Source organism: Vibrio sp. LQ2 (genome assembly GCF_023920125.1).
Taxonomy (GTDB): Bacteria; Pseudomonadota; Gammaproteobacteria; order Enterobacterales; family Vibrionaceae; genus Vibrio; species Vibrio fluvialis.
On sequence record NZ_CP085308.1, the window covers coordinates 747,736 to 773,971 of the forward strand.

Annotated in this window: 29 protein-coding genes; 17 read left to right on the forward strand and 12 right to left on the reverse strand. The window is 49.9% G+C overall.

Going from position 1 to position 26,236, the window contains the following annotated elements; genetic code table 11:
- Positions 1-7: 7 nt before the first annotated feature.
- From LGV68_RS03525 to LGV68_RS03540, 4 genes are all read left to right on the forward strand, one after another.
- Entirely contained in the window at positions 8-1,045 is a 1,038-nt protein-coding gene (locus tag LGV68_RS03525) for a fumarylacetoacetate hydrolase family protein (protein ID WP_020331002.1), read from the forward strand.
- Positions 1,038-1,685 (forward strand): maleylacetoacetate isomerase, encoded by a 648-nt coding sequence (maiA, locus tag LGV68_RS03530; RefSeq protein WP_252536268.1) that lies wholly within the window; start codon positions 1,038-1,040, stop codon positions 1,683-1,685. Before LGV68_RS03525 ends, maiA begins: the two co-directional genes overlap by 8 nt.
- Positions 1,686-1,826: 141 nt before the next feature.
- Positions 1,827-2,741 carry a hypothetical protein gene (locus LGV68_RS03535; protein ID WP_203344477.1) on the forward strand — a complete coding sequence of 305 codons (915 nt, stop codon included), beginning with the start codon at positions 1,827-1,829 and terminating at the stop codon, positions 2,739-2,741.
- A 48-nt stretch (positions 2,742-2,789) separates the two neighbouring features.
- The gene (locus LGV68_RS03540; RefSeq protein ID WP_020331005.1) at positions 2,790-3,356 is read left to right on the forward strand and encodes a DedA family protein; all 567 of its coding nucleotides are present in this window, start codon (positions 2,790-2,792) and stop codon (positions 3,354-3,356) included.
- Positions 3,357-3,394: 38 nt separating this feature from the next.
- Here LGV68_RS03540 and LGV68_RS03545 read toward each other — a convergent pair whose 3' ends face one another.
- Positions 3,395-4,225, reverse strand: a complete 831-nt coding sequence (locus tag LGV68_RS03545) for a CPBP family intramembrane glutamic endopeptidase (RefSeq protein WP_252536270.1) — start codon at positions 4,223-4,225, stop codon at positions 3,395-3,397.
- A 192-nt stretch (positions 4,226-4,417) separates the two neighbouring features.
- Here LGV68_RS03545 and LGV68_RS03550 point away from each other — a divergent pair, with 192 nt between their 5' ends.
- Complete coding sequence (locus LGV68_RS03550; RefSeq protein ID WP_252536272.1) at positions 4,418-4,906, forward strand: YhcH/YjgK/YiaL family protein; 489 nt, start codon at positions 4,418-4,420, stop codon at positions 4,904-4,906.
- A 69-nt stretch (positions 4,907-4,975) separates the two neighbouring features.
- Here LGV68_RS03550 and LGV68_RS03555 read toward each other — a convergent pair whose 3' ends face one another.
- The 6 genes from LGV68_RS03555 to LGV68_RS03580 form a co-directional block, all read right to left on the reverse strand.
- A complete protein-coding gene (locus tag LGV68_RS03555; RefSeq protein WP_055452778.1) occupies positions 4,976-5,683 on the reverse strand; it encodes a glycerophosphoryl diester phosphodiesterase in 708 nt (235 codons plus the stop codon).
- Between the two features lie 30 nt (positions 5,684-5,713).
- The gene (locus LGV68_RS03560; RefSeq protein WP_252536274.1) at positions 5,714-6,472 is read right to left on the reverse strand and encodes a DeoR/GlpR family DNA-binding transcription regulator; all 759 of its coding nucleotides are present in this window, start codon (positions 6,470-6,472) and stop codon (positions 5,714-5,716) included.
- Positions 6,473-6,480: 8 nt separating this feature from the next.
- Positions 6,481-7,620 carry a sn-glycerol-3-phosphate ABC transporter ATP-binding protein UgpC gene (ugpC, locus tag LGV68_RS03565; protein ID WP_354668684.1) on the reverse strand — a complete coding sequence of 380 codons (1,140 nt, stop codon included), beginning with the start codon at positions 7,618-7,620 and terminating at the stop codon, positions 6,481-6,483.
- A gap of 7 nt (positions 7,621-7,627) precedes the next feature.
- Positions 7,628-8,470: a sn-glycerol-3-phosphate ABC transporter permease UgpE gene (ugpE, locus tag LGV68_RS03570; RefSeq protein WP_020331012.1), complete on the reverse strand. Its 843-nt coding sequence runs from the start codon at positions 8,468-8,470 to the stop codon at positions 7,628-7,630.
- A gap of 25 nt (positions 8,471-8,495) precedes the next feature.
- A complete protein-coding gene (locus LGV68_RS03575; RefSeq protein WP_020331013.1) occupies positions 8,496-9,377 on the reverse strand; it encodes an ABC transporter permease subunit in 882 nt (293 codons plus the stop codon).
- A 146-nt stretch (positions 9,378-9,523) separates the two neighbouring features.
- Positions 9,524-10,816, reverse strand: a complete 1,293-nt coding sequence (locus LGV68_RS03580) for an extracellular solute-binding protein (protein ID WP_024374063.1) — start codon at positions 10,814-10,816, stop codon at positions 9,524-9,526.
- A gap of 322 nt (positions 10,817-11,138) precedes the next feature.
- Between LGV68_RS03580 and LGV68_RS03585 the strand changes: the two genes are divergently transcribed.
- Positions 11,139-12,092 (forward strand): malate dehydrogenase, encoded by a 954-nt coding sequence (locus LGV68_RS03585; RefSeq protein WP_032081390.1) that lies wholly within the window; start codon positions 11,139-11,141, stop codon positions 12,090-12,092.
- A 113-nt stretch (positions 12,093-12,205) separates the two neighbouring features.
- Positions 12,206-12,991: an MBL fold metallo-hydrolase gene (locus tag LGV68_RS03590; RefSeq protein WP_252536276.1), complete on the forward strand. Its 786-nt coding sequence runs from the start codon at positions 12,206-12,208 to the stop codon at positions 12,989-12,991.
- On the opposite strand, the gene LGV68_RS03595 is transcribed toward LGV68_RS03590, so the two are convergent.
- Positions 12,956-13,483: a lipocalin family protein gene (locus LGV68_RS03595; protein WP_252536278.1), complete on the reverse strand. Its 528-nt coding sequence runs from the start codon at positions 13,481-13,483 to the stop codon at positions 12,956-12,958. The genes LGV68_RS03590 and LGV68_RS03595 overlap by 36 nt on opposite strands.
- A gap of 175 nt (positions 13,484-13,658) precedes the next feature.
- Between LGV68_RS03595 and LGV68_RS03600 the strand changes: the two genes are divergently transcribed.
- The 9 genes from LGV68_RS03600 to LGV68_RS03640 all read left to right on the forward strand — a co-directional run bounded on the left by LGV68_RS03600 (position 13,659) and on the right by LGV68_RS03640 (position 21,539).
- Positions 13,659-14,426, forward strand: coding sequence for a DUF3450 domain-containing protein (locus tag LGV68_RS03600; protein ID WP_172465290.1), 768 nt, complete (start codon positions 13,659-13,661; stop codon positions 14,424-14,426).
- 26 nt (positions 14,427-14,452) lie between these two features.
- Positions 14,453-15,793 carry a MotA/TolQ/ExbB proton channel family protein gene (locus LGV68_RS03605; RefSeq protein ID WP_252536732.1) on the forward strand — a complete coding sequence of 447 codons (1,341 nt, stop codon included), beginning with the start codon at positions 14,453-14,455 and terminating at the stop codon, positions 15,791-15,793.
- A gap of 9 nt (positions 15,794-15,802) precedes the next feature.
- The gene (locus tag LGV68_RS03610) at positions 15,803-16,348 is read left to right on the forward strand and encodes a MotA/TolQ/ExbB proton channel family protein (RefSeq protein WP_020331020.1); all 546 of its coding nucleotides are present in this window, start codon (positions 15,803-15,805) and stop codon (positions 16,346-16,348) included.
- On the forward strand, positions 16,345-16,749 hold the full coding sequence (locus LGV68_RS03615) for a biopolymer transporter ExbD (RefSeq protein WP_020331021.1): 405 nt from the start codon (positions 16,345-16,347) through the stop codon (positions 16,747-16,749). Before LGV68_RS03610 ends, LGV68_RS03615 begins: the two co-directional genes overlap by 4 nt.
- Positions 16,749-17,369 (forward strand): energy transducer TonB, encoded by a 621-nt coding sequence (locus LGV68_RS03620; protein ID WP_020331022.1) that lies wholly within the window; start codon positions 16,749-16,751, stop codon positions 17,367-17,369. Before LGV68_RS03615 ends, LGV68_RS03620 begins: the two co-directional genes overlap by 1 nt.
- Positions 17,369-18,544 carry a tetratricopeptide repeat protein gene (locus tag LGV68_RS03625; protein WP_252536734.1) on the forward strand — a complete coding sequence of 392 codons (1,176 nt, stop codon included), beginning with the start codon at positions 17,369-17,371 and terminating at the stop codon, positions 18,542-18,544. The genes LGV68_RS03620 and LGV68_RS03625 overlap by 1 nt, the downstream gene beginning before the upstream one ends.
- 195 nt (positions 18,545-18,739) lie before the next feature.
- Positions 18,740-19,507, forward strand: coding sequence for a siderophore ferric iron reductase (locus LGV68_RS03630; RefSeq protein ID WP_155393391.1), 768 nt, complete (start codon positions 18,740-18,742; stop codon positions 19,505-19,507).
- 103 nt (positions 19,508-19,610) lie between these two features.
- Positions 19,611-20,447 carry a patatin family protein gene (locus LGV68_RS03635; protein ID WP_020331026.1) on the forward strand — a complete coding sequence of 279 codons (837 nt, stop codon included), beginning with the start codon at positions 19,611-19,613 and terminating at the stop codon, positions 20,445-20,447.
- 243 nt (positions 20,448-20,690) lie between these two features.
- Positions 20,691-21,539: a DNA ligase gene (locus LGV68_RS03640; protein WP_020331027.1), complete on the forward strand. Its 849-nt coding sequence runs from the start codon at positions 20,691-20,693 to the stop codon at positions 21,537-21,539.
- On the opposite strand, the gene LGV68_RS03645 is transcribed toward LGV68_RS03640, so the two are convergent.
- Positions 21,533-22,504: a DUF3080 domain-containing protein gene (locus LGV68_RS03645; protein ID WP_222753696.1), complete on the reverse strand. Its 972-nt coding sequence runs from the start codon at positions 22,502-22,504 to the stop codon at positions 21,533-21,535. The genes LGV68_RS03640 and LGV68_RS03645 overlap by 7 nt on opposite strands.
- A gap of 95 nt (positions 22,505-22,599) precedes the next feature.
- Entirely contained in the window at positions 22,600-23,970 is a 1,371-nt protein-coding gene (locus LGV68_RS03650) for an MATE family efflux transporter (RefSeq protein ID WP_020331029.1), read from the reverse strand.
- 114 nt (positions 23,971-24,084) lie between these two features.
- Between LGV68_RS03650 and LGV68_RS03655 the strand changes: the two genes are divergently transcribed.
- Entirely contained in the window at positions 24,085-24,696 is a 612-nt protein-coding gene (locus LGV68_RS03655) for a riboflavin synthase subunit alpha (RefSeq protein WP_158125010.1), read from the forward strand.
- Between the two features lie 28 nt (positions 24,697-24,724).
- On the opposite strand, the gene LGV68_RS03660 is transcribed toward LGV68_RS03655, so the two are convergent.
- Both LGV68_RS03660 and LGV68_RS03665 read right to left on the reverse strand, forming a co-directional pair.
- Positions 24,725-24,928, reverse strand: a complete 204-nt coding sequence (locus tag LGV68_RS03660; protein ID WP_020331031.1) for a CPXCG motif-containing cysteine-rich protein — start codon at positions 24,926-24,928, stop codon at positions 24,725-24,727.
- Between the two features lie 166 nt (positions 24,929-25,094).
- Complete coding sequence (locus LGV68_RS03665; protein ID WP_020331032.1) at positions 25,095-25,961, reverse strand: fructosamine kinase family protein; 867 nt, start codon at positions 25,959-25,961, stop codon at positions 25,095-25,097.
- Between the last annotated feature and the right edge of the window lie 275 nt (positions 25,962-26,236).

A 26,236-nucleotide genomic window follows, 5' to 3' on the forward strand; every position in this document is an offset into this window, starting at 1 on the left:
ACAGACAATGAAGTTAGCGACGCTGAAAAATCATACCCGTGACGGGCTGCTTGTGGTCGTCAGCCGCGATTTAACCAAATGCATCGCAGTACCGGATGTTGCTGAAAACCTGCAGCAAGCGCTGGATAACTGGAGCATAACGGAGCCGATGCTGGATGAAGTGTACCAGGCGCTGAATGATGGTGAACTGTATAACGAAATGGATTTTGACCCGACGCTGTGCGAATCACCCTTACCACGCGCGTATCAATGGGCCGACGGTTCTGCATACGTTAATCACGTGGAGTTGGTGCGTAAAGCGCGCGGCGCAGAAATGCCGCCAAGCTTCTGGACTGATCCGCTGATGTATCAGGGTGGCTCGGATACCTTCCTCGGCCCTAAAGACGATATCTTGATGGAAAGTGAAGCGTGGGGCATCGATTTTGAAGGTGAGGTGGCGGTGATCACCGACGATGTGCCGATGGGCGCAGATGCGGAACAAGCGGCGCACGCCATTCGTCTGATTATGTTGGTCAATGACGTGTCATTGCGCGGCCTGATTCCCGGCGAACTGGCCAAAGGGTTCGGCTTTTTCCAATCCAAACCGTCTTCGGCGTTTTCGCCAGTGGCTGTTACACCCGATGAGCTGGGCGAACACTGGGATGGTGGCAAGGTGACGCTGCCGCTGCTGTCGACCTATAACGGCGAGCCGTTTGGCTGCCCGAATGCGGGGGTGGACATGACGTTTGAATTTCCACAGTTAGTCGCACACGCGGCGAAAACCCGCCCGTTAGGCGCTGGCGCGATCATTGGTTCGGGCACGGTGTCGAATAAGCAAGGCACCGATTTTGGCACCTCGATTGCTGAAGGGGGCGTTGGTTATTCCTGCATTGCGGAAGTGCGCATGATCGAGACCATACGCGATGGTCAGCCGGCAACGCAGTTTATGAAGTTTGGTGACACCATCAAACTCGACATGCTTGATAGCGACGGTCAAAGTATCTTTGGCAGCATTGAGCAGCGCGTGGTGCAATATTTGCCGCCCAAGCAGGTGATTCATGGGTGAACGTAAACTCTACGGCTACTGGCGATCATCAGCGGCGTATCGGGTTCGTATTGCACTCAATCTCAAAGGACTCGAATATACACACTGTCCGGTGCATCTGGTCAAAGAGGTCGGCGAGCAGCACAGCGCCGCCTACCATCAGTTAAACCCCAGTGAGTTAGTGCCGACCTTGGTTGATGATGGTGTGACATTGTCACAATCTCTGGCCATCATCGAATACTTGGATGATGTGTATCCACAAATGCCGTTGATCCCGAGAAGTGGCCACAAGAAATATCAGGTGTTGTCGCTGGCGCATGATATTGCGATGGACATTCATCCCATCAACAACCTGCGTGTCTTGCAGTATCTGAGCAACGAACTTGCTGTGAATGATGAGCAAAAAGCCGAATGGTATCGTCACTGGGTTCAGGTCGGGTTTGCCGCGTTTGAAGAGAAACTCAACACGCGCGCCGGGGCGTTTTGTGTCGGCGATGAACTGTCGTTGGCGGATGTGTGTTTGGTGCCGCAGGTATACAACGCCGAACGTTTCAGCGTGGATATGACGCCGTATCCACAAATTCAACGCATCACCCAATCCTTACGTGCGATACCCGGATTCATCAAAGCGGAACCGGAGAATCAGCCTGACGCGCAATGATGCCTTAACTCTAAGCTTGGCTCAGAAATAACCATTCATGAATAAGGGTTTAGTTGCATTAGGATGATACGAATCCCATAATGAACGCACTATGTGTCAGGTGGCCATGCGCCATCTGACCATCATTATGGGGATTTAGATGTGCTTACTGCCATTAAAACGCTGCACAGCAAACTGTTTGAACTGGAAAAATGGCGCATAGGGATAGTGCATCAGAGCCTCAGTGAGATACTGAACTCTGGCGTTCAGCCAACCAATATCGAGTGGTTTAACTGCCATCGTTACGACTTTGTTGCTGATCCATTCTTATTTACTCTCGATGATCAACTCTACCTCGCGTGTGAAGTCTTTGATTACCTGCGCGGTAAAGGCAAACTCAAATGCTTCGATTTAGCGGGGAGAGAATACCCATTTTTTGAGGCCATCAATGCATTGGGCGGCCACAAATCGTATCCGTTAATCGTAGAACATGGCGGTGAATACTACGCCATTCCCGAAACCAGTGATCGCCACGAAGTCGCGCTTTATCGGTTTGACCGGGAAAGCGAACAATTCCTTTGGCATCAGGCGTTATTAAGTGATGGTGACTATGTCGACACATCATTAGTCGAATATGAAGGGCATTGGTATCTGTTCACTTCCGGCGCCCGCGATCCGTTCACGCAGAGATTGTTAGTCGCCGAAGAGTTTGCTGGCCCCTATCACGAACATCCACAATCACCGATATGCCGCAACATTTGCGGTGGACGCAATGGCGGTGCGATTGTGTCACTTGACAATCAGTACTATCGGCTAGGTCAGAACTGCGATGGTGCGTATGGCAAGAGCTTGCTGGTGATGCAGATTAACACGCTCACGCCGACTCAGTACGCAGAATCTGTCTTCAATGAAATTCATGCCGTTGAACCATACGTCGATGGCATACACACCTTATCGTATTGCGAAGGTGTAACCGTTATCGACGCAAAAGTTCACACCTATTACTTGCCCAATCTGGTAAAGAAAATGGCATTTAAATTAATGGAACGTTTTGATATTGAACGCCACTATGATTAAGTGCTATTAAGCTAACGCTGAGTAAAAAAAGGGAGCGGCAAGCAGAGTATGTCTTTAGAACAATTGATTGCGGATTACGGCTATTTGGCCATTGCTGTCGGTACCTTTTTTGAAGGGGAAACCATTCTGGTTTTGGGCGGCTTTGCGGCGCATCGCAGTTATCTCGAATTGCCGTGGGTTATTGCATGCGCGTTTGCTGGCACCTTATTTGGCGACCAACTCTATTACTATATTGGTCGTATCAAGGGCAAACAGGCGTTAGCCAAGCGGCCGCATTGGGAGGAAAAATCCCGGCGCGTATTCGAATTGCTGGATAAGCACCAGATCTTATTGATCCTCGGGTTTCGCTTTCTCTACGGTCTGCGCACCGTCACGCCATTTTTAATTGGGGCGAGTAAAGTACCGCCGCTGCGTTTTCTGATTTTTAATGTCATCGGCGCCGCGTTTTGGGCGATAACCGTTGGGGTGCTTGGTTATTTGTTTGGCAATACGCTGGAAATCATCATCGGCGATATCAAACATTATGAGATACAGGCGTTTGCCTTGATCGCATTCGGTGGGGTGGTGGCTTGGTTGTTGCGCCATCGCAGAAAACGATCGCGTGATTCAGAGTAAACATCAACGCCCTTGGTGATAAACCAAGGGCGTTTTCGTTAGCGCGCCAAAACCGGGTAAGTAAAGAAAACAAGGTGAGTGAGATTGAACAGAAAGTGGAAAGCCACCGCTACCCATAACCGGCCACTGAAATGAAACGCCAAACCATAACCCAGGCCTGCCAGCGCAGCAAATACCACCAACAAAATGCCGCCGGATAAATGAGCTAAGCCAAATAGAACGCTAGCGGTGGCGATACCAAAGATTGCGCCGCCGACACGCGTCAGCGTTTGTTGAATTAAGCCTCGAAACAGGGCTTCTTCCACTATGCAAGTGAGCAGCAGGTTGTTGAGCGCAAACAGCCACAACCAGTCCGGTAGCGAAAACTCGGGTTTCAGAGCGCCTAAAAACCAAGCGAGCAACAACAACCCGAGCAGCGGTGGCAGAACAAACAGCGTATTACGCCAATGAGGCGGCGCCTGCGTACCCAGCAAAGACGGAAAAGCCAGCCACAGGGCAAAAAACACCAAGGGTTTGTCGATATTGAGATAGAGCGAAAATGGCGTGCTCATCGGCCCGGTCAGTACAGTATCTAGTACCTTGGTATTACCAAAGCCGGGCAGGGCGTGAACCATCAACGCCACGCACCATAGCAGCAACAGTGTCCAAGCCAGGTTTTTCACATAACCTGATAACTTAGGGATAGCGTAACCCAATCCGAGTCCGGCAACACTGATGGCTAACGCGAGCGTCGTCAGTTTATCGACCATCCAGGCTCCGCCAAGCGCCACAGCCAATAAGGTTAACGTTGCATTGCGTTGTTTGAAAAGCGCAGGAAGAACAGCGAGCATCAAAGGGATCCAAATCCACAGCGAGCTAATAGTAATCATATTGATTTTCCATGTATTAATAGAGGCGCATCGCGAGAAAGGCGGCGATTCTATGCAACTCATTCCGACAAACAGATTCTACCAGTCCTTGTTTGAACTCTTTTATTTGAAACAATGTTTCAAATATCACTTTCTCGAGCCCAATATGAGAGTAATATAGGTAGCAGAAAAGACAAATAAAGGATCACACTTGTGTTTATTGGTAAGACTTCACAACTTGAATTTGCGCAATGTTTATCGCCTAAACTGCTTCCTCTGATTAGCCAAGCGTTGGCTCAGCTCAACGAAGCGGAAATGCACGGAGCGCCAATGGCGACAGGCCGACACGATCTCGACGGTGACAATGCGTTCTTCTTCATCATGAACGATCACACACAATTGCTGGCTAAGCGTAAATCTGAATGTCACCGCCGCTATCTGGATGTGCAAGTCCTGCTAGAGGGGCGCGAAACCTTTGGCTACAGTCTGACGCCATTCAACGGGCTGGACGAAGACATGTTAGATGAGCGTGATTTGGCGTTCAGTGAACAGCTAAACGACGAGTTGTTCGTCTCGATTCAAGCCGGCGAATTCATCGTGTTTTACCCAGGGCAACCACACCGCCCGCTGATTGCGACCGAAGATGAGCCGATGCCCGTGCGCAAAATGGTGATTAAGGTCGACAAAGCACTGTTTGCGTAAGTCACCAGCGCCTGCTCAGTGATGATCGTTGTAAAAAACGCCCGCATATCGCGGGCGTTTTTGTGTGGATTAGATAAAGCGGCTTGGCCAGTCGGAGAAAATGGCATCCACTTGGTTGAGCAAGGGAAACTTGTCGCCATCATTGACTGTGTAACACCAGATTTGATAGCCGTCTTGACGCAAGGTTTGCACGTGTTTTTCCGTCAACCAGCGGTAATTTAAGTTGGCACTGAATGCATTCACTTCTTTCAGCACCGCTTTGTCTTTGGCAGACAATCGCTCGCTGAGCACGCCGAGTTTATAACCTGGGCAGTGCTGGTGGAGCTCGCGAATGATGTCATGACTGAAACTCGACAGCAGAATCTTCTCTTGCGCCAACGGGCTTTGATCCAGTTGCGCTTTGAGTTGCGACGCCACTTGCGCCACATCGTGCTTGTCGACTTTCACTTCAATGTTCAAACCCAGATCGCTTGCTGCCGCCAGTTCGAGCAGTTCTTGCAGCGTCATGATGGGTTCGCCGCTGAACTTGGCGTTAAACCAGCCGCCGAAGTCAAATTCGCGCAGTTCTTCCAACGTGTAGGCATCGACGCGGCCTTTGCCATTACTGCAACGGTTGATGGTGTGATCGTGACAAACGATCAGCACATTATCTTTGGTTGGCTGAACATCGATTTCGACCCACTTGAGGCCCATATCGATCGCAGCCTGTACGCTGACTCGGGTATTTTCCGGGAAAGTTCCGGCCACGCCTCGGTGACCCACAATAATCGGAGACATAACGCTTCCTTAAGCTTTGAGAATGGCGAACTACGCCACTAACATGTCGACTTGATGATTCTGACACAATTGTGTCATCTCGGGAGTGGCGAAATCGACAAAGAGTCGTTGCATTTCAGACAGTTTACCGCTGACCACCGGAGCATAGCGCCCCAATTTGGTTTTGTCTGCAACTAACCAGCATTGTTCGCTCTGTTCGATAATGGCACGGGTCAGATTGGCTTCTTCCGGAGTGAAATCCAACAGTTGCCCTTTATCGTTCAGACCGCCCACACCGAAAATACCGATCTTGATGTTGAACTGGCGATAGAAGTTGGTGGTGGATTCGCCCACCGTATCTTCATCCGACGGGCGAACCGCGCCACCCGCAAGATGAATGGCAATGTTGGGGTTGCGGCTTAAGGTCAATGCGGCGTTGATGTTGTTGGTTACCACGGTCAGCCCCGGGTGATCCAGCAGCGCTTGCGCCACGTGTTTTGGCGTGGTGCCGATGCCAAGGAAAACGCTGCTGCCTTCCGGTAACTGTTCCACCACACGTTGTGCGATTTTCTGCTTCGCGGAGAGATTGATCAGCTCCCGGTTGGTGAAGGAGAGGTTGTCGTTGGCACTGGGGAGCGAAATACCACCGTGCACACGGCGCACCATACCTTTGTCGCTCAAGTCGTTCATGTCTTTGCGAATGGTTTGCACCGAAACATCAAAGCGTTCGGACAACAGCGCGCTGGACAGCACGCCGTGCGCCTGTTGCAAATACTCCAGAATCTGTTTTTGTCGGGTAGATAAACTCACACGTATCCTTACGCAATCGCGCGTTGAGCCAGAGAAACCGGGCAGAGGCGCTTGCCATGTTCGTCAAACAGATGCAGGTTTTCTGGTGTCACTGACAGTGTGAGCGGATCGTGGACCTGCAGCGCCATTTCCGGTGTCACTGCGATGAAATCACTGTCGCTGTCCAGACCAATGATGCGGCCATGCACCAGTTGGTTTGGGCCCAGCGGTTCGACGACGTTAATATCGAGTTCAAAGCACAGTGTTTCTTCGCTGCAATTGAGTTTTGCGTGCTCAGGACGAATGCCCAGCGTGATCGATTCGGCGTTCAAACCGTCGTACTCGGGCAGGTAAAACTGTTGTCCGGCGACATGCAGGCGACCGTTTTTCAGCGACGCAGGCAGAAAGTTCATCGCCGGGCTGCCGATAAAGCTGGCAACAAACGTACTGGCCGGCTGGTGATACACTTCTGCGGGCGTGCCAACCTGTTCAATTTCACCCAGTTTAAGCACCACGATGCGATCGGCCAGCGTCATCGCTTCAACCTGATCGTGGGTCACATACACGCTGGTCACGCCCAGTTCACGTTGCAGCTTTTTAATCTCCAGACGCATGTGCGCACGTAGTGCCGCATCGAGGTTAGAGAGCGGTTCATCGAACAGAAACAGCTGCGGATCGCGCACAATCGCACGGCCCATGGCCACACGCTGGCGCTGACCGCCCGAAAGTTTCGATGGTTTGCGATCTAGGTATTCATCAATTTTGAGGGTTTTGGCGACTTTGCGAATTTTCTCATCGATGGTTTTCTTATCCACGCCGCGGTTTTTCAGCCCGTACGCCAGGTTATCGTACACGCTCATGTGCGGGTAGAGTGCGTAGTTCTGAAACACCATGGCGATGTCGCGCTTGGCGGGTTTCTCATTATCGACACGACGGCCGCCCAAATGAATTTCGCCGCTGCTGATCGACTCCAACCCCGCGATGGAGCGCAGAATAGACGACTTGCCACAGCCTGACGGACCAACCAGCACAATGAATTCACCTTGTTGAATCGACAAGTCGACCCCTTTGACTGCGCGGTGGCCGTTTTCGTAAGTTTTTACCAGTTGTTTGATATCGAGCATCACGTTGTCCTGCTCCTTGCGCGCTGCGCTGTGTACTAAATGCATAACGGAATTATTTTTCACTTTCGACAAGTCCTTTCACAAACCAACGCTGGAACACCACCACCACCAATACGGGCGGCAGCATCGCAAGAATGACCATGGCGAAGGCGTAGTCATAGCGGGGAAGGTTGGTCTCATTAATGTTGTTCAGAATCTGTTTAATGCCCATCACGATGGTGTTGTAGTGTTCATCGGTGGTCATCATGATGGGCCATAAATATTGGTTCCAGCCGACGACAAACATGATGATAAAAATCGCGGCCATCATGGTTTTAGAGAGCGGAAACAGAATATCGATGAAGAATCGAATCGGTCCGGCGTTATCGAGTTGCGCTGCCTCCAGCAATTCGTCAGGAATGGTTTTAAAAAACTGGCGAAAGAAGAAGGTCGCGGTTGCCGACGCAATCAGCGGCAGAATTAATCCGGTGTAACTGTTGAGCATGCCAAGGCCGGACACCACTTCATAAGAGGGGATGATGCGTACTTCCAGCGGCAGCAGCAGCGTGACGAAAATCAGCCAGAACCACGCGCTGGCATACGGCAAACGGAAGTAAACCAGCGCGAACGCCGCCATCATGGAGATGATGATTTTGCCAATCGCAAAGCCAAGCCCCATCACCATCGAGTTAAAAATCATGGTGCTGGCGGTGACGTTACCGGCAAAACCGAGGCTCTTATTCCACGCTTCGTCGTACACGGCAGACAGGTTGTCACCGATGCTCCATTGCAGACCTTCACTGATGATGGTGTTCGGATTGTGGGTCGAACTGGCGAAAATCAGCCAAATCGGCGCCAGCATAAACAGTGCGCCGGCAATCAGGATCACGTGATCCGACAGTTTATTGCTTTTCATAGTCATTCCTTAAACATCGCGCCAATCAGTAGTGCACGCGCTTTTCAACGAAGCGGAACTGAATAAATGTCAGGCCGAGCACCAGCAGCAGAAGCACGACTGATTGCGCCGAACTGCCGCCCAAATCAGCACCGACAAAACCGTCGCGATATACTTTGTACACCAGCGAGGTGGTGGTGCCGCCCGGGCCGCCGTTGGTCATGGTGTCAATCACGCCAAACGTATCGAAGAAGGCGTACGTCAGGTTGATCACCAACAGGAAAAAGCCCGTTGGTGCCAGCAGCGGAAACGTAATCGTCCAGAAGCGTTTGCTGTCGCTGACACAATCGAGTGTGGCCGCTTCTTTGACCGCGTAAGAAATCGACTGCAATCCGGCGAGAAAATAGACGAAGTTGACCGCGACCTGTTTCCATACTGAAACCAAAATCAATGCAAAAGTGGCATCGAACGGGTCAGTTTGAACGCTGAACTTCCAACCTACTTTGGCGAAGAAATCGGTCAGCACACCGATGTGTGGGTTAAACAGAAACCCGCCAATGATGCCCGCTATGGCTGGGGCAACGGCGTAAACCCAGGTTAGCGTCACTTTGTACGGGCCTTGGCCATGAATCACATTGTCGGCTTTGACGGCCAGCAACAGCGCAATGGCCAGCGACAGAAACGAGACCAGTACCGAAAACAGCACGGTGAAACCGAGTGATTCCAGGTAGTCGCTCGACTGAAACAGCATCTGGTAGTTTTCAAACCAGACGAACGTGGAGGACATGCCCCACGGATCTTCCAGCATGAATGAGAGATAAACTGCCTTAGCGGCTGGATAAACGAAGAAGATCGCGATGATCACGATTTGAGGCGCCAGCAAAAAATAAGGCAGTGGTGAGTGAAAAAATTGTTGTCGACGTTCCACGACTCTTTCCAGTAATTCTTAACCCCGGCGACATTCTGTGAAGCGATAATCTTCACTTAATCTTGGGGTTGGGTTAGCTACTTTTCGCGCAAGCGAAAACAGCATCAAAAAGAAAGCCTGCTTACTCAGGTAAGCAGGCGAGCGCGTTATTGCACGGTGCGTGCAAAGCGATTCAGCAGTTTTTCACTTTCGTCTTCGACTTTGTTCAGGCTCTCTTCAACCGAAGAGCGGCCTGCGAAAATGTTATCGAATTCACGGTGCATCACTTCACGAATCTGCGGGTAGTAACCCAGGCGGTAACCTTTGGTCCATTCACCCGATGCCAGGCTCAGCTGTTTCACGCCCACTTCCGCATCCGGTTGCTTGGTGTAGTAACCTGACGCTTTGGTCATGTCATAGGCGGCGTTAGTGACGGGAACGTAACCTGTGGTTTCGTGCCAGTACATTTGTACTTCCGGGCGGGTCAGGTAAGCAAAGAAGGCCGCGACCGCTTTGTCTTCCGCTTTAGGATGACCATTAAGTGCAAACAGCGCCGCACCGCCGATGAACGTGTGTGTGCCTTTGGCGTTCAGAGATTGCCAGTAAGGCAGGTACGTCGTGCCCAAGTTAAACTTCACGCGGTTACGCAGGCCGCCGAAGGAACCCGAAGAGCCCATCCACATCGCCACTTCCTGACGTTCAAATGGCGTCTGGTTTGCATCCCAGTTACTGCCGTAGTACTTGAAGTAACCTTTGTCCGACCACTCTTTGAGTTTCTTGAAATGCATCACCATGTCTTTGGTGTTGAACATCAGCTTAGAAGAGAGTGATTCATAGCCGTTCTTGTGGTCAGAGAGGGGCAAATCATGGCGAGATTTGAAGTTCTCAAACATGATCCAAGGTGTGTGTGATTGAGAAAATGCCACGTAACCTTTGGATTTCAGCTTTGCCGCCAGTGCTTCAAGCTGCTCATACGTTTTTGGCGCTTCGCCATCCACTTTGTTCAGAATGTCTTTGTTGTAGTACAACACGGGCGTTGAAGAGTTGAATGGCATGCCCACCATTTTGCCGTTGTTGTCGGCATAAAAGTTACGCACACCTGCCAGATAATCTTTGGAGTTAAACGAATAGCCCGCATCGATCATGATGTCTTGTACAGGTTTTGCCACACCCGGCGCGTTCATGATGGTTGCTGCACCGGCATCAAACACCTGAAGAATGTTTGGCGACTGACCCGCACGAAATGCCGCGATACCGGCCGTCAATGTTTCGGTGTACTCACCTTTATAAACGGGAGTGATTTTGTAGTCGTTCTGTGACGCGTTGAAATCTGACGCAATCTTGTTCACGGTTTCGCCTAGCTGACCACCCATGGCGTGCCACCAGGTAATTTCTGTTGCCGCTAAACTTGATCCTGAAAAGGTTGCTGACAGCAGACCCGCTAACCATAGCTTGTTCATTGTGTTTTCCCTTGTTGAGTTTCGAACGAGACTGTTCTTGTTTCGTTTGACGCTATGGTGGCGAAAAAATGTTTCACATCCGTGGACGTTAAATTTCATTCTTATGAAAGATTTATGGATCGATTGAGCAAAATCACATTCTGTGGTTCATCGGACAATTGCACAGTTATGGCGCAAGTGATCATTCAAATGACCTAACAAAGCGCAATATCTCAGTCCAAAACGCCAGATTATGAGAAAAATACAAAATAAAATTGGAACAAAGATTGCTAACATTAGTAACATCAGTTGAAGTTATTGTCGTTTTTATCAGGGAAAGAAAATGAAAATAGGTGTGATAGGTGCAGGTGCTGTTGGGGTAGGGATCTGTAACTACCTGTTGACCTTAGGCAGCGTCAGTGAACTGATTTTGTTGGACCGGGATGTTGCTCGCGCAGAAGGCGAAGTGTTCGATTTTCGCCATACGGCGGCGCTGACGTTTTCTAAAAATACCCGCATCGTACCCACGGATGATTATCTGGAGCTGATCGGCGCAGATATTGTGGTAATCACCGCTGGCGCGCAAATTCAGCAAGGCCAGTCAAGGATGGATCTGGCTGAAATCAATAGCAAAATTGGCGTTGATATCGCCAAGAAAATCGAACGCGTGGCACCTAAAGCGGTACTGATTGTGGTGACCAACCCCTGTGACATTGTCACGCACAGCATTGTCGCCAACACCGGTTACAGTCCGGGCCGGGTGATCTCGGCAGGTTGCGTGGTGGATACCGCGCGTTTGATGACCATCGTTGCCCAACGCGTCAATCTCGATCCGAAAAATGTGTTTGGCTATGTACTGGGTGAACACGGTAGCCACTGTTTTACGCCCAAAAGTTTAATCAGTATCGCCGGACAAGCCGCAGACTATTACTGCGATGCGAACCATCTTGACCGGATTGACGCCGATGAGCTGCTTGAGTCAGTCAAACAGGCGGGCTATGAAATTTTCAAACGTAAAAACAACACCACGCACGGTATCGCAGCCAGTGTATTTCGTATTATTCAGGCGGTGACCATCAACGAACATTCGGTGCTGCCAGTCGGTACTCTGCTACGCGGAGAGTATGGTCTGAAAGATGTGGTGCTGAGTTTGCCAGCCGTGGTTGGGCGCAACGGGGTGGAAAAAATCCTGATTCATCCGTTTACCGATGATGAAATGCAGACCCTGAAATCAATCGCAGATAACTTGCGGGAAAACATGATAAACGTCGCCAAATCGACAGGATTTAGCTACTAATTTGATCGGGCGAGTGTTTTTACTCGCCCGTTTTCGTTTTTTACGTGCCAGAGCCGCCGGTAATGCTATGCTTAGTTTAATCCAAGGAGTGGACAGACCAGCGAAGGAAACGCGTGAAATTACATACTCTTAAAGGTTATATCCAAAACATCTATCTCGCCGAATACCCGGATAAACTGCTGTTGCTTGATGGTGCCAGCCGTGCCGATGTGCCCGTGATTCAGGCATTCATTGAAAAGACACTTGAGCGCCCATTCCGCGACTTAAAAGCGGTGGTCGTTACCCACATGCATCCGGATCATGCCGGTGGTGCGCATAAGCTGCGCGAACTGACCGGGTGCAAAATCGTTTCTGCTAACAAAACGAACCATTGGTATCAGGGCTGGGATGGCGTGTTAATGTACCTGACCGATTTAGCGTTAGCGCACTGGATAGCAAACCGCTTGCGCTGCCCGAAGCGCCGTTTGTGGTTCGCCCGCAAGCTGCGAGCAGACATTCGTTTGTGTGACGGAGACGTGATTCCGGGGTTTGAAGATTGGCAGGTGCTGGAAACGCCGGGGCATACCGATCGCGATTTATCGGTTTACCATCCCCAGCAGGGTATCTTGTATGTGGCAGATTTGATTGTGGAAGTGAAGAAACGGCTGATTTCTCCTTTTCCCATCTTCTATCCGAATCAGTATCGCCTCTCCGTCAAGCGCGTACTGGACCTTGCACCTAACACATTATTGCTCGCTCATGGTAAAGACATTCCCTTTGATGAAGCGGCGTATCAACATCTGATTGACACCACACCCGTTCGCCCGGCCACACACTGGCGGGTGACCAAACTGAAAGCCAAAAGTGTGATGAAATCAATATGGTTATTTGGCTTTCTGGAACGGAAAAATCAGCTTTGAGGTATCAAAGCCCGCCGCCTGCGCTTTTTTGATGACGGCTTGCAACTCACTATCGGCAATGGTCGGTGTGCGTGACAGCAGCCACAGATAGTCGGTGTTGTAGCCGCTGACTAGCGCCAGTGAGTAATCATCTTTCAAATCAAACACCACGTAGCTGCCATAAAACGGGCCAAAGAACGACACTTTTAAGTGAGCGATATCCGGTGATTCGACAAATTTGGCTTTGCCTTCCGCTTCCTGCCATTGCTGTGCCTCTTCATTCCAGCCCCGATTGATGACCTTGACGCTGCCGTCGTCATTGAGTGAATAGGTGGCGCTGATTTGGTTCAAACCGCGTTCGAAACTGTGGTCAAGCCGAGCGATTTCGTACCAGGTCCCTAAATAACGATTGAGCTCAAAACTGCCTACGGGCGTCACTTTCTCCGGTATTCCGGTACAGCCGCCCAGCAACATTGCCAACAAGACAAACACATTAAACTTCAACAATTTCATAACACTATCCTTTTTATCAAGACGAAAGGGCATACGTAACACCGAGCTTATGCGATCATTCTTCACCCCACGATTGTCGCCAGCAAGAAAAGCGGCTAGAATGGCAAACTTAGTTGATAATGAGAGCTTTTATCAATAACATATTCGCATTCTCACGCGGTAAATGATTACGATGATGAACCTTTTAAAACCTAGCCTTGTACTGCTTTCAGCAGCGACCATGCTTCCAGCTTATGCCAATACACTGGACGATGCGAAAGCCATTCAGACCCAAACTAATGCAGCCTCTGCTTCTAGTCAGCGCACGATCGATAAAAGCTCGGCCGCCGCGATGGAGCTGCAATCTGAGATTGAACAACTGAGCGAAGAGGTCAAAAACCTTGCCGTGTACCGAGATCACCTGGCGTCACTGGTGGTCAGTCAGGAAAGCGAGATCTCCAGTCTTCAACAGCAAATCGTCGAAATCAACCAGACTCGCCAGGGCATTGTGCCGCTGATGTACCAGATGATTGATGGACTGCAAACCAATCTGAGTCAGGATAAACCGATTCGTCTGACCGCTCGTGAAGATCGTATTGAGAAACTTAAAGCGCTGATGCCACGCGCTGATGTCAGCGATGCCGAGAAATACCGTCGTATCCTTGAAGCGTATCAAATTGAAATGGACTACGGTTCGAAACTGGGCATCTATCAGGACAAAATCCAACTGGCGGATAATGACGCTGTAGAGGCGGATATCCTGTATTTAGGCCGAGTAGCATTGATTGCTCGTAACCTGAATGCGACCAAGTACTGGTCTTGGGATCAAAAGCAGCAGCAATGGCTGTCTGTAGAGAGCGGCAACAAGGCAGATCTGGATACTGCCTTTAATCTGGCAAACCAACAGATTGCACCAACACTCCTGACTCTTCCTGTATCCCTGACTAAAGCGGAGGCAAAATGATGACATTGAATAAACTTGTCTCTGTGATGGGGCTGAGCTTGATTCTGACTGCGCCAACCTTGGCAGCAACGAATCTCGTTCAACAAGCAAAAACTGAAAACCGCACAGAGCAGACGCACAACGTGAAGCGCGAAGCGGATTTCAAAAAAACAGAACAAGAACTGAAAGCAGAAAAAGCCGCGCTGGTTGCCAAACGTAACGCTTTGCAAGCCGAAGCGGACAAGCTCTCTGCTCAGTTCAGCAAAAACGAAAACAGTCTGGCGCGTCTGGAAGAAAAACTGCGTTTAGAAACTGGCAGTTTGGGCGAAATTTTTGGCGTAGTACGTCAAAATGCGAAAGAGATTCGTGCGGAGCTGGAAAACTCCGTCACGGGTGTTGACCGTCAGCAATACGCATCGGTCATCGATGACATCGTCGCGGCAAAATCTTTACCTTCGATGAAACAGTTGATTGGTCTGTGGCATGCGATGGATGAGCAAATCCACGCCAGCGGCGAAATCAGCACGCACGATATTGCGTTTATTGACGGTGAAGGTCGCACACAAACAACTTCCGCGACCCGCATTGGTGCGCTGGGCCTGGTGACTGAGCAAGGTTACGTCAACTGGAACAACGCGCGTAAAGACGCCATCGCGTATCAAAAGCAACCAGACAATGGCCCGACATCGTCTTCTCTAGCGTCTATCGAACAGGGTGACACGGCTGCTGTGGTACTGGATCCATCACGTGGCACGCTGCTGGAGCAATTGGCTCAAGCTCCGACACTGCAACAGCGTCTGGAAGCAGGTGGCGTGATTGGTAAGATCATTCTGGTGCTGCTGGCCGTTGGCCTGATTATCGGCGTTTATCGCGGCATCGTGCTGGCGATTGCACGTCAGAAAATTCAAGCGCAGCTGAAAACACCAAATCAACCGGGTAATAACCCGCTGGGTCGTATTCTCTCTGTGTACAACAAAGAGCAGAATCGTAGCGTTGAAGCACTGGAACTGCGTCTGCTTGAAGCGGTCGTGGATGAACAAACGGGTCTGGAAAAAGGCTTGTCGATGCTGAAACTGCTGGCTGCACTGGCCCCTATGCTGGGTCTGCTCGGTACGGTGACCGGGATGATTGAGACTTTCCAGGTGATCACTCAGTTTGGTAACGGCGATCCAAAAGTGATGGCGGGCGGTATCTCGATGGCACTGGTGACTACTGTGCTTGGCTTGGTAGCTGCCATGCCACTGCTGCTGGCGCACAACATCCTTAGCACGCAAGCCGAGAACATTCGCAATATTCTCGAGAAGCAGGGGATTGGTCTGGTTGCGGAAGAAGCTGAACGCGAATGTGGTATCACACCCGCTTCTCGTGTTGTTGGTAACGCAGCGTAAGGAATTAAGATGAACCAAGCAGACTGGTTGTTTTCACTGAAAAATCTGTTTTTGCCACTGTCTGAGTTTATGGCTCAGGGTGGAACAGTGCTTTGGTGGCTGGCTGCGGTCGTCGCTCTATGTTGGCTGTTGGTGGTTGAGCGCGTGATTTATCTCGCGTTCACTTTTCCGAAACAACGTAAGCAGTGGGTTGAACAGTGGCATGCCCGTAACGATCACCAATCGTGGCACGCGCACGCCATTCGCGAGGGCTGGATTGGTCAGGCGCATATCGCGCTGACCCAAAACCTCAATGTCATCAAAGTACTGGTCGCCATTTGTCCGATGCTCGGACTGCTTGGCACGGTCACCGGAATGATCTCGGTGTTTGACGTAATGGCAACCCAAGGCAGCAGCAATCCTAAATTAATGGCGTCAGGCATCTCTCTTGCGACTCTGCCCACCATGGCGGGCATGGTCGCTGCGCTGGCCGGTATGTTCGTGCACGCGCGTTTGGCTAAAACCTGTCGCCTGTTTGAACTGAAATTAGAAAAATCGTTAAGGAGTCAGCGATGAGACTCGGTCGACGTCAGTCGAAACAAGAAGAGGCGCAAATCGACCTCACCTCAATGCTGGATATCGTATTCATCATGTTGATCTTCTTCATCGTGACCAGCTCGTTTGTGCGTGAGTCCGGTGTGGAAGTGAATCGTCCGTCAGCCGCCAATGTGGTGGCGCAGAAAGATGCGGGCATTTTTGTGGCCATCACCTCAGCCAACGACATCTATATCGATAAACGTCAGGTTGACGTAGAACGCGTTCAAGCGACGCTGGAGCACCTGTTACTGGAACAACCTGATGCATCACTGGTGATTCAGGCTGACGAGCATGCTTATAACGGCACCGTCGTAAAAGTGATGGATGCTGCGAAAGGGGCAGGTGTGAAGAACATCGCGCTGGCTGCGGAGAAACGCTGATGGGGCGTCTATTGTTAGCCATGCCATTTGCCGCAAGCATCTCGATTGGGTTGTTTGCCTTTATGGCATGGATGGTCAACAACGACGGTATGCGCGCGCCCAAACAAGGGCAGTCGTTGAGCTTCAACATGGTGATGGTGGAGCAGGAACAAGATGTTCAACGCCGCCAGCGTAGTGTTCCGGAGCAACCGAAAGCGCCGGAACAGCCACCGGAAACACCAGTGTCGCAGCAACAAACTGCTGCCAGCAATACCGTGTCGCCAACCAGCGTACCGTCTTTGGGGCTGGATACCGCAATCAACGGCATTGAGATCAGTGCGCCGACATTTGGTGACTTTGGCGTAAACCAGCAGGCGCTGCCGCTCTATCGCGTTGAACCCAGCTATCCGCCTCGTGCCCTGAAACGTGGTGTGGAAGGTTACGTGGTCCTAAAATTTACCATTGATGAAACTGGTCGTCCGACCGATATTGAAGTCGTCGACGCGAATCCGCGCCGCATGTTTGAACGTGAAGCGATGCATGCGCTGAGAAACTGGAAATACCAACCGAAATTGTTGGATGGCAATGCGGTTTCTCAGCCGGGTCAAACCGTAAAATTGGAGTTTAAACTAGCCAAATGATGAAACGATTAATCGTCTGTCTACTGCTGATGAGCTCAACATCGTTCGCCATGGCCGTGGAGCTTAGCCAGTACGCGGCTAATAAAGCCATGAAAGCGAACCAATTGGCACAAGACGGCAAGCTAAACGACGCCATCAGTACGCTGAAAAACTCCGATGTCTCTCGCGCTTACGATAAAGCGTACTTTGCGCGCATGCTCGGCGTGTTTTATTGGCAGAACGAGCAGCTTAAACCCGCCATTCAATCGTTGAGTGACGCTGTCACTAGTGGTGAACTGGCGGACGATCAGGGTTGGACGACGCGTCGTATGCTGGCAGACCTGCTTTTAATGGACCACCAGTACAAGCAAGCCCTGCCACACTACTATGAGTTGGTGAAATCAGCGCCGAAAGATCAGAAAGTATATGAGCTGTGGCTGCGTATCGGACAGATTCATTATCAGGCGCAGCAGTGGCAAAAATCTCTTGAGGCGATCGCTCGCTATGAAAGCTTTAAAAGACCGGATGAAGTGTCACCGTTGTCAGTGAAGCTCGGGGCGCAGTTACAACTGGAACAGTGGAAAGCGGCTATCCCGACACTTAAGCGCTTGATAGCTCTGGAGCCAGAGAAGGGCAACTGGTGGTTACAGTTGGTGAGTCTGGAACTGCGCACCGGACAGAAAAAAGATGCGCTTAGCAGCCTTGGGTTAGCCAAACTTCAGGGGATTGAGCTAAGCCAGCACGATTTGCATCTCCTGGCACAGCTTTATGCGCAAAACGGCGTTCCAGAGCGGGCAGCGCGAGTGATTGAACTGCTGGATGAGGCTGACTCAGACATTCAACTCATCACCGAGCGTGCGTTTTACTGGCAGCGTGCCAAAGAGTGGGATCGCGCGATTGAAACCTGGACGCTGGCCGCGAAATTCGATCGTAAATACCATTGGAACGTCGCGCAGCTTCTCAACCAACAAGGTGACTACCGCTCGGCACTGGCTGAACTGGATAAAGTGCAGGAGAAGGATCGTCAACCTCAGGTTGCACTTGCACGCACTCGTGCGCTTTACAAGCTCAACCAACTGGAAGAGGCGCTGATTCAGGCGAAGAAATCAAATAATCTTGAGCCATCGGATGAAGCCAAAGGCTGGATCAAATATCTCACACAACTGCGTGAGATCCAGACGCGTCAAACATCCTGAACACCGCGCGATATTGCATTAAAAAGACCTCTTAGTGAGGTCTTTTTTTATGGCGGTACGAGTACGGAAATATTCGATAAGATGGCATTGCAATAAGAGTAAATAATATTTATTTGCAAATAGCATTAGTTTGCAAATGATAATAGTTCTTTGTATTCTTTAGGTCTTAGCCGCATTACAGGATAAACCGCACCCATGCATCAGGTCAGCATGCAGAGTCAGGCAGCTTTTGAATCTCTTTTTCATTATGCTCAGCAAATTACGCCATACCTTGATGGTCGTGTCGGCACAGCACAGGGCAACGAAGACGTTATCGCGCTGACTCGCAATAATGGGGAAGTATTCGCGTCGCTTTATGAAGAGCTTAAAGCCGCGACGCCGGAAGCCGGGCAGGCGTATTGGTTAACACGCACGTGGGGTCTGCTATGCTGGCAGCCGGTTTATCTGTCGTTTTTGTCGGTATACACGCAAAAAGCGCTACCGGATTTTACCCGCCTTGCTCAGTATCGCCGCCCGATGTTTGTTGCTGGGTTCAGTTTCGAGCCGCATGAATGGCAAACAGGCAAACGGACTCAGCTCATTTATCAAGCTGCGCAGCAACTCAATACGCTGTTTGAACAGTACCGCGAGGCGATGAACCAATTTGTCCGCATTCGCCCTGGTTTTACCCAACATTTGCTCGCCGACATGCTGCTTAGTTGCTTGGTGCGACTTCAACAATTGCGTCCGCATTATTCCAACGCTCAAATCCTGACTCAGGCCCGCTTGTGGCTGGATGCCTTTGAACTGCAGGAAAAACATCTGGCTAGTCTCAAGCTCGATCCCGAAACTCAACAGCTCAAACTGATACGCAGCAGTTGTTGTCTGGTTTATAAATGTCATGGCCGTTCAGTGTGTGCCGATTGCCCACGTGCCGCAGCAAATAAACAAGAACTGGCCATTGAGTTAACCCTTGTTCATTAAGTTACATATAAGATACCTATCTGATTAATAACCAAAACCCATTTGGCGTATGGCGTTCTTAGGCCTATTCTGATCTCATTCAAACGATAAGAGGAGAACGCAGATGGCAGAGAAAACAGCACTGGTCGTCGAAGGTGGAGCGATGCGCGGCATTTTTGCCAGCGGAGTGTTGGATTCCTTCATGGACTTTAACTACCGCCCTTATGATTTCGTCATGGGTGTGTCTGCCGGGGCGTCCAATCTTGTCGGTTATTTATCTCATCAACCTCTGCGCAGTTATCAGGTCATTACCAATCTGGCAACTAGTAAAGATTTTTACAATCCAGGACGCTTCTTGCGCGGCGGCAGTCTGGTGGATGTACGCTGGCTGCTTGATGAAGCCAACCGTATCTATCCTGTCGATGAAGAGCGCCTGTTTTCTTCAGTACCGTTTTACGCGGCAGCGACCAACGTGGAAACGGGTAAAGCCGATTACTACCGGGTGACCAAAGATAACTTTGTGACCGCAATAGAAGCGAGTTCTGCATTGCCGTTGGTTTATAAACAGATGCCGTGTTTTTCCGGTGGTTGCTACACCGATGGCGGTATTGCGGATTCGATTCCGGTCAAAGAAGCTTACCGACGCGGAGCGCGTGATATTACGGTGATTTTGTCACATCCACTGAGTTATCAAATGGCAAAGCCCAAAAGTGAATGGATGATGAAACGACTGTTTGCACGTCATCCTCACGTGGCAAACTCCATCATTCACCGCGCTGAAAAATACAATGGCTCACTGGAATTTATTCGTCATCCGCCAAAAGACGCAACCATTCGCGTCATAGCGCCACCGGAAAACTTTGCCGTTAAACGCTTAACGATGAAAAAACCACTGCTGGATTTGGGCTATCAAATGGGCATCAAAGCTGGTCGTGATCATGTGCAAACACTAGGAGAATAGCGATGAATTTTATAGAAAAAATGATCGTTTTTGTGTGTGAAATTGATACTTACCAAGATGTTTTGGCTGGTTTAGCTAACACTTACGATGAAGAAGTTTGATACCGATCGCGGGTTGTGAAACTGCCCAATTTCATTCGAGAAGAGAAAACTTGAATGTTCTCGCAATGTCTTACTCACGCTTTTGGTATCTCGGAATAACCTTTTCACAATAGAGCACGTAACCGATCACCAGGACGTGCTCATGCAACTTAAACTGACTCTCATTGCTGCGGCTTTACTCACAACGCAGCATTCGGCCGCGTTGGCCAATCCCCTTGCTTTTGTACCTGTCGCTCAGGCGAACGAATACCACGACGGCATCAACATCTATGAATACTGGCAGAGTGAAAAACTCGATGGTATTCGAGCCATCTGGAATGGCAAACAACTCCTGACTCGTAATGGCAATCCCATCTATGCTCCGCGGTGGTTCACCGATCCGCTGCCGGATTATGCACTGGAAGGAGAACTTTGGGCGGGACGCGGACACTTTGCACTGGTTCAGCAGACGGTTCTCGATCATACGCCGTCGGATGAGGCGTGGCGCAAGATCGATTTCATGCTGTTTGATATGCCCGATGCCGCCGGTGATTACACCAAACGCTATTACAATTTGATCCATGTGGTTGATTCCGCTTCTTCCAAACACATCAAATACATTGAACACACGCCTGTATTATCAGAGCAGGAATTGCTGCGCTATCTGGATACGCTGGTTAATGAGAATGGTGAAGGTATTATGCTGCGCAAAGTTACCGCACGATACCAGGCAGGGCGCAGCAATGATTTGCTCAAACTCAAGAAACATCAGGATGCGGAAGCCAGAGTCGTGGGGTACAAAATCGGCAACGGTAAATACAAAGGCCTGATGGGGTCTGTGTTGGTTCGAACCGATGAAGGGACAGAGTTTTATGTCGGCACTGGTTTTTCCGACGAGCAGCGCCTGAACCCACCTGAAATTGGCAGCCTCATCACGTACCGCTATAACGGACTCACCGCCGAAGGCAAACCACGATTTGCCCGCTTTGTACGAGTGAGAGAAATTTATTGATTGCCGACCGCCACAGAACAGCGTTGAAACAGCGCTTGCCAATATTGCATGTGCTGTTTAGTTGCGTGACGAAATGCTTGGTGGCTTTGCACAATCGTAAATGAGTATGTTCCCTGATCGTGCTTTGAGAAAGGCACCAAGTTGGGTTCTAGTTGCAGGTAAATACTGTCAATTCTGGCAAGGTAAAGTTGCAGAGTTTCGACGTATATCGACTGAAAGACATTACGCAGGTAATTGAGTTTGGTCTGATTTCGGTTAGCCCCACAGATGATGGCCGCATCGTAAGTGGTGAGCTGAGCGGTGGCTGCCGAAAGCCACTGTGCCGAGTTATCGAGCGAAAATTTCAACTGACCCAGTAACGGCTGTTTTTCCAGTACCTCCTGATACGGCGTAATGGCTGGTAACGTGAGCTCCAGTTGCTGCTGACTGATGGCGTTGTCAATCGTGGTAAAGGCTGCGAGTGCTTCTTCGAATTGAGTCACATCCCAGCTACCTTGAAGCCATTCGTGGCCTGTCAATTGCTTGCGCATCGCTTCGCTGGTGTAAAGCAGGTTATACCAATATGCGGGCAGTTCCTGCTGCTTAACCGCTTCAATCTCTGTGAGCTGCTGGCGCAGCTTGGGTGAAATATCCTGGTCAGCAATACAGCGGGTCAGACCCTGCAGCAGCGTTACTTCATAATCAAAACGGCGAAACTCATCTTGCACCTTTCCCAGTACCGAGTTGCGTTCTGCGATGAGAGAAAATAACGCACATTTGCGCAGTTCGTAACTATCAAGCAGGCCGATAGTCAAAGGTTCCAATGTGATGGCCAGTTCCCGCTTATCAGGCAGGATTTGGTTTTGCGTAGTGGGTAGAGCAACAAGTTCAGCATCTTGAACATTGGCGATACGCTGAATGTAATCGGCAAAATCACGCTCAACAGGCGCCCGCGAGAGATCGCAGCCTGCGATAAACAGTGTCATCAAGCCGATTAGCCAATAGCGCACATCACCTCCGTCTTCTTTTATTCAGCATAGAAAAAAGGCCAGCTCAATGCTGGCCTTTTTAAATCATTCGCTTAGCGAGAGGCGAAGTGCATCTGCATTTCGTCATCTTGCTTGTGTACCCAGCGCAGGCGCAGCCCCAACATCAAGGCCGCCGAACTCAAACCGATAATAAAGCCGATCCAGAATCCTTTGGCGCCCATCGGTTCAACAATTAAGTCGGTCATACCCAGGATGTACCCCGAAGGCAGACCCAGAATCCAGTACGCGATAAAGGTTCGGTTAAAAATTGCAGCCATATCTTTGTAACCGCGCAGAGCGCCTGCAGCGATGACCTGAACCGCATCCACCACCTGATAAATCGCAGCAAAAATCAGCAGGCTCATTGCCATGCTCACCACTGCCATATTTTCGGTGTACAACATTGATACGTGCTCGCGGAACAAAACGGTCAGGGCCGCAGTCACCACGGCGGTGCCGACACCCAACATCAGACCAACGTTCGAGGAAATAGCCGCGCCGCGGAAATCTTTCTCACCCAGGGTATGTCCGACACGAATCGACACGGCCGCACCGATACTCATGGGCAACATGAACACCAGAGACGAAAAGTTAAGTGCAACCTGATGCGCAGCAACAACCAGTGAACCGAGCGGCGCTACCATCAGCGCAACCACTGCAAACAAGGTAACTTCAAAGAAAAGGGCAGCAGCAACCGGGAAACCAAGGCGGAACAAGCGTACCTGGGCTTTTAGTTGTGGTTTGTGGAACGTTTCAAACAATTTGATGTGCGCCAAACGGTTTGATGTCACCACATAGAACAGCAGCATCAAAAACATCATCCAGTAGACGATCATGGTCGCGACACCACACCCGACGCCGCCTAGTGCTGGCGCGCCAAATTTACCGTAAACAAAGATCCAGTTGAGCGGAATGTTGCACAGCAAGCCTAGGAAACCAATTACCATCGCAGGTTTAGTCAGCGACATGCCGTCGGTAAAGCTGCGCAGTGTCTGGAACAGTAAAAATGCAGGTACCGCAAACACCATCGCGTGCATGTAGCCAATCGATTTTTCCTGCATCAGCGGCTCGACTTTCATCAATCCAAGGATTGATTCAGTCTGCAACAGCACCACGATAATGGGCACCGACACCAACAGCGCTAATGCACCACCTTGATGAATTTCAAACGGAATTTTATGCTGCCTGCCAGAGCCATTAAGCTGAGCAACCACAGGTACCAGCGCCATCAATAATCCGATACCGAACAGGATAGAAGGCAGCCAAATGCTGGCCGCGATAGACACAGCTGCCATGTCGATAGCGCTCACGCCACCAGCCATAATGGTGTCGACAAAACCCATACCCGTCTGAGCAACAGATGCAATCAGGACTGGCGTGGCTAACTTAATTAAATTAGACGCTTCTTTTTTATAACGGTGCACGAATTTCTCCGGAAGGAATAACTGCAAGAGAGCACCAAAAGCAAATTTTGATGCTGGAGTGAATGATAAAGAAATGTCACACTAAGCTCCACGAAAAACTGCCGGAATCACAAAATGTTTACAGGTATTGTGCAAGGCACAGCAAAAGTTGTGACCATCGAAAAGAAAGAAAAATTCCAGACTCACGTACTTGAACTGCCTGAAGCGTTGGGGCAGGGTTTGTCCATTGGCGCATCTGTCGCGCACAACGGCTGTTGTCTGACGGTAACGAAAATCGACGGCACTCAGGTTTCGTTCGATTTAATGCAGGAAACGTTGCGCCTGACCAATCTTGGTGAACTCGCAGCCGGAGATTTTGTCAACATCGAGCGTGCAGCAAAATTTGGTGATGAAATTGGCGGGCACAGTATGTCTGGCCATATCAGCCAGATGGCAACCATTGTGGATGTGATTGACACCCCGAACAACCGTACTATCTGGTTTGAACTGCCACCGCAACATATGAAATACGTGCTGGCCAAAGGCTTTATCGGTTTAGACGGCTGCTCGCTGACTATCGGCGAAGTCAAAGCCAACCGCTTTAACGTCCATCTCATTCCAGAAACAATGCAGCGTACGCTGTTTGGCAACAAACAGATGGGTGACCACGTGAACGTCGAGTTCGACCCGCAAACTCAGGCGATAGTCGACACCGTAGAACGTGTTCTCGCCGCGCGAGAGGCATAAAAAAGAGCGCTTAGGCGCTCTTTTTTTATCAGAAGATCTGTTCATCATCCGCATCGACATAAAGTTCGATGGTGTCCTGCTGCTCATCGACCATCATATTGAGATGAATCGCATGGCAACATGCAGGGCAATCGTCATAAAACTCCTGGCTACCGTTGGAAGAGTCCAGAGTAATACGGATGGAATGGCCACAATGCGGGCATAGAACCGTTTTTTCAGTGAATTCTTTCATCTCGCTTTCCTTACATCTGTGGGAGATGAATTAATAGTAAGCCGTGAAGTTAGTTAAAGAGATAAATTAAGTACAAAACTTGAGGCAAGGCATAAAACGAATAAAGGGTCCCCAATCCGGAACCCTTTAACGTCACAAAATGTGTCAAAAAACTCAGTCTAACCTGTTAGAAAGAAAGAATTTTTTTAATTAAACTATCCGCCTCAGCCAAATAATGACCACCAAAGTGATTGTAGTGATTAAGGATGTGATACAGGTTGTAAATGTCCTTGCGTTCACCGTAGTTGAAATCCAGTGGCATGACACTCTCATAACCCTGGTAAAAATCGGGTTGGAATCCACCAAACAGCTCCGTCATGGCGATATCACACTCGCGATCACCCCAGTAGCAAGCCGGATCATAACAAATCGGACCGAACGCTGAGTTAGCCACATTGCCATGCCACAAATCGCCATGCAGCAGGGATGGGCGAGGCGTGTGGTTGGCAAGGCGCTGTTTGACCAACTCGACAAATTCATCGATGTTGACCATCTCAATGCCTTTCTCTTTCAGCAACTGCAACTGCCAGCCGATACGCTGTTCAGCAAAAAAGTGGTTCCATTTTTTGGTCCACTGATTGGGCTGAACAATGTTACCGATGTAGTTATCGACATCGAACCCGTACTCTTTTTGATCCCCCCACTGATGAAGTTGCGCCAGTTGAACACCAAATTTAAAGCTGTTGGCCGCATCGTCCAATGGCTTAGTGGGGAGGTAATTGAGGATGATAAACGCGTGGCTCTTACTGGTACCCACCAGAATAAGCTCCGGAACAAACACCGTGGAGCTTTCACGCATCATGCGCAGATTTTCCGCCTCTAACTCATACTGAGGCAGAAACTCACGCTGGTTGAGCTTGATGAAATACCGTTCGCTACCATCGGAGATCATGTAACACTCATGAATGTCTCCACCATTGATCTTCGTCTTTTCTGTGATGTCGTATTGAAACATCAGAGTATCTGAGAGCTGTTGAGCGATCGCTTGCCACATAGTGTTGCTCCATCCCCGTACGTCGTTGTATGCAAGTTTAGGCGATCATTGCCAATATTTCAGACCACGAATGCACAGAATTTCATTCACTTACTGACTCATTCCTACAAATGCATATAAATGTGACTTTTATCAAAAATACGATAACTCATTTCAGCAAGTTATCTCCGCACAATAACGATCCGGTGCAATAATGTCGCCTTGTAATGCAATATTGAGCCTTTCTAAGACTCAACGTCCTGTTATCGATTCGCCAAAATGTGTCCGTCTCTTGA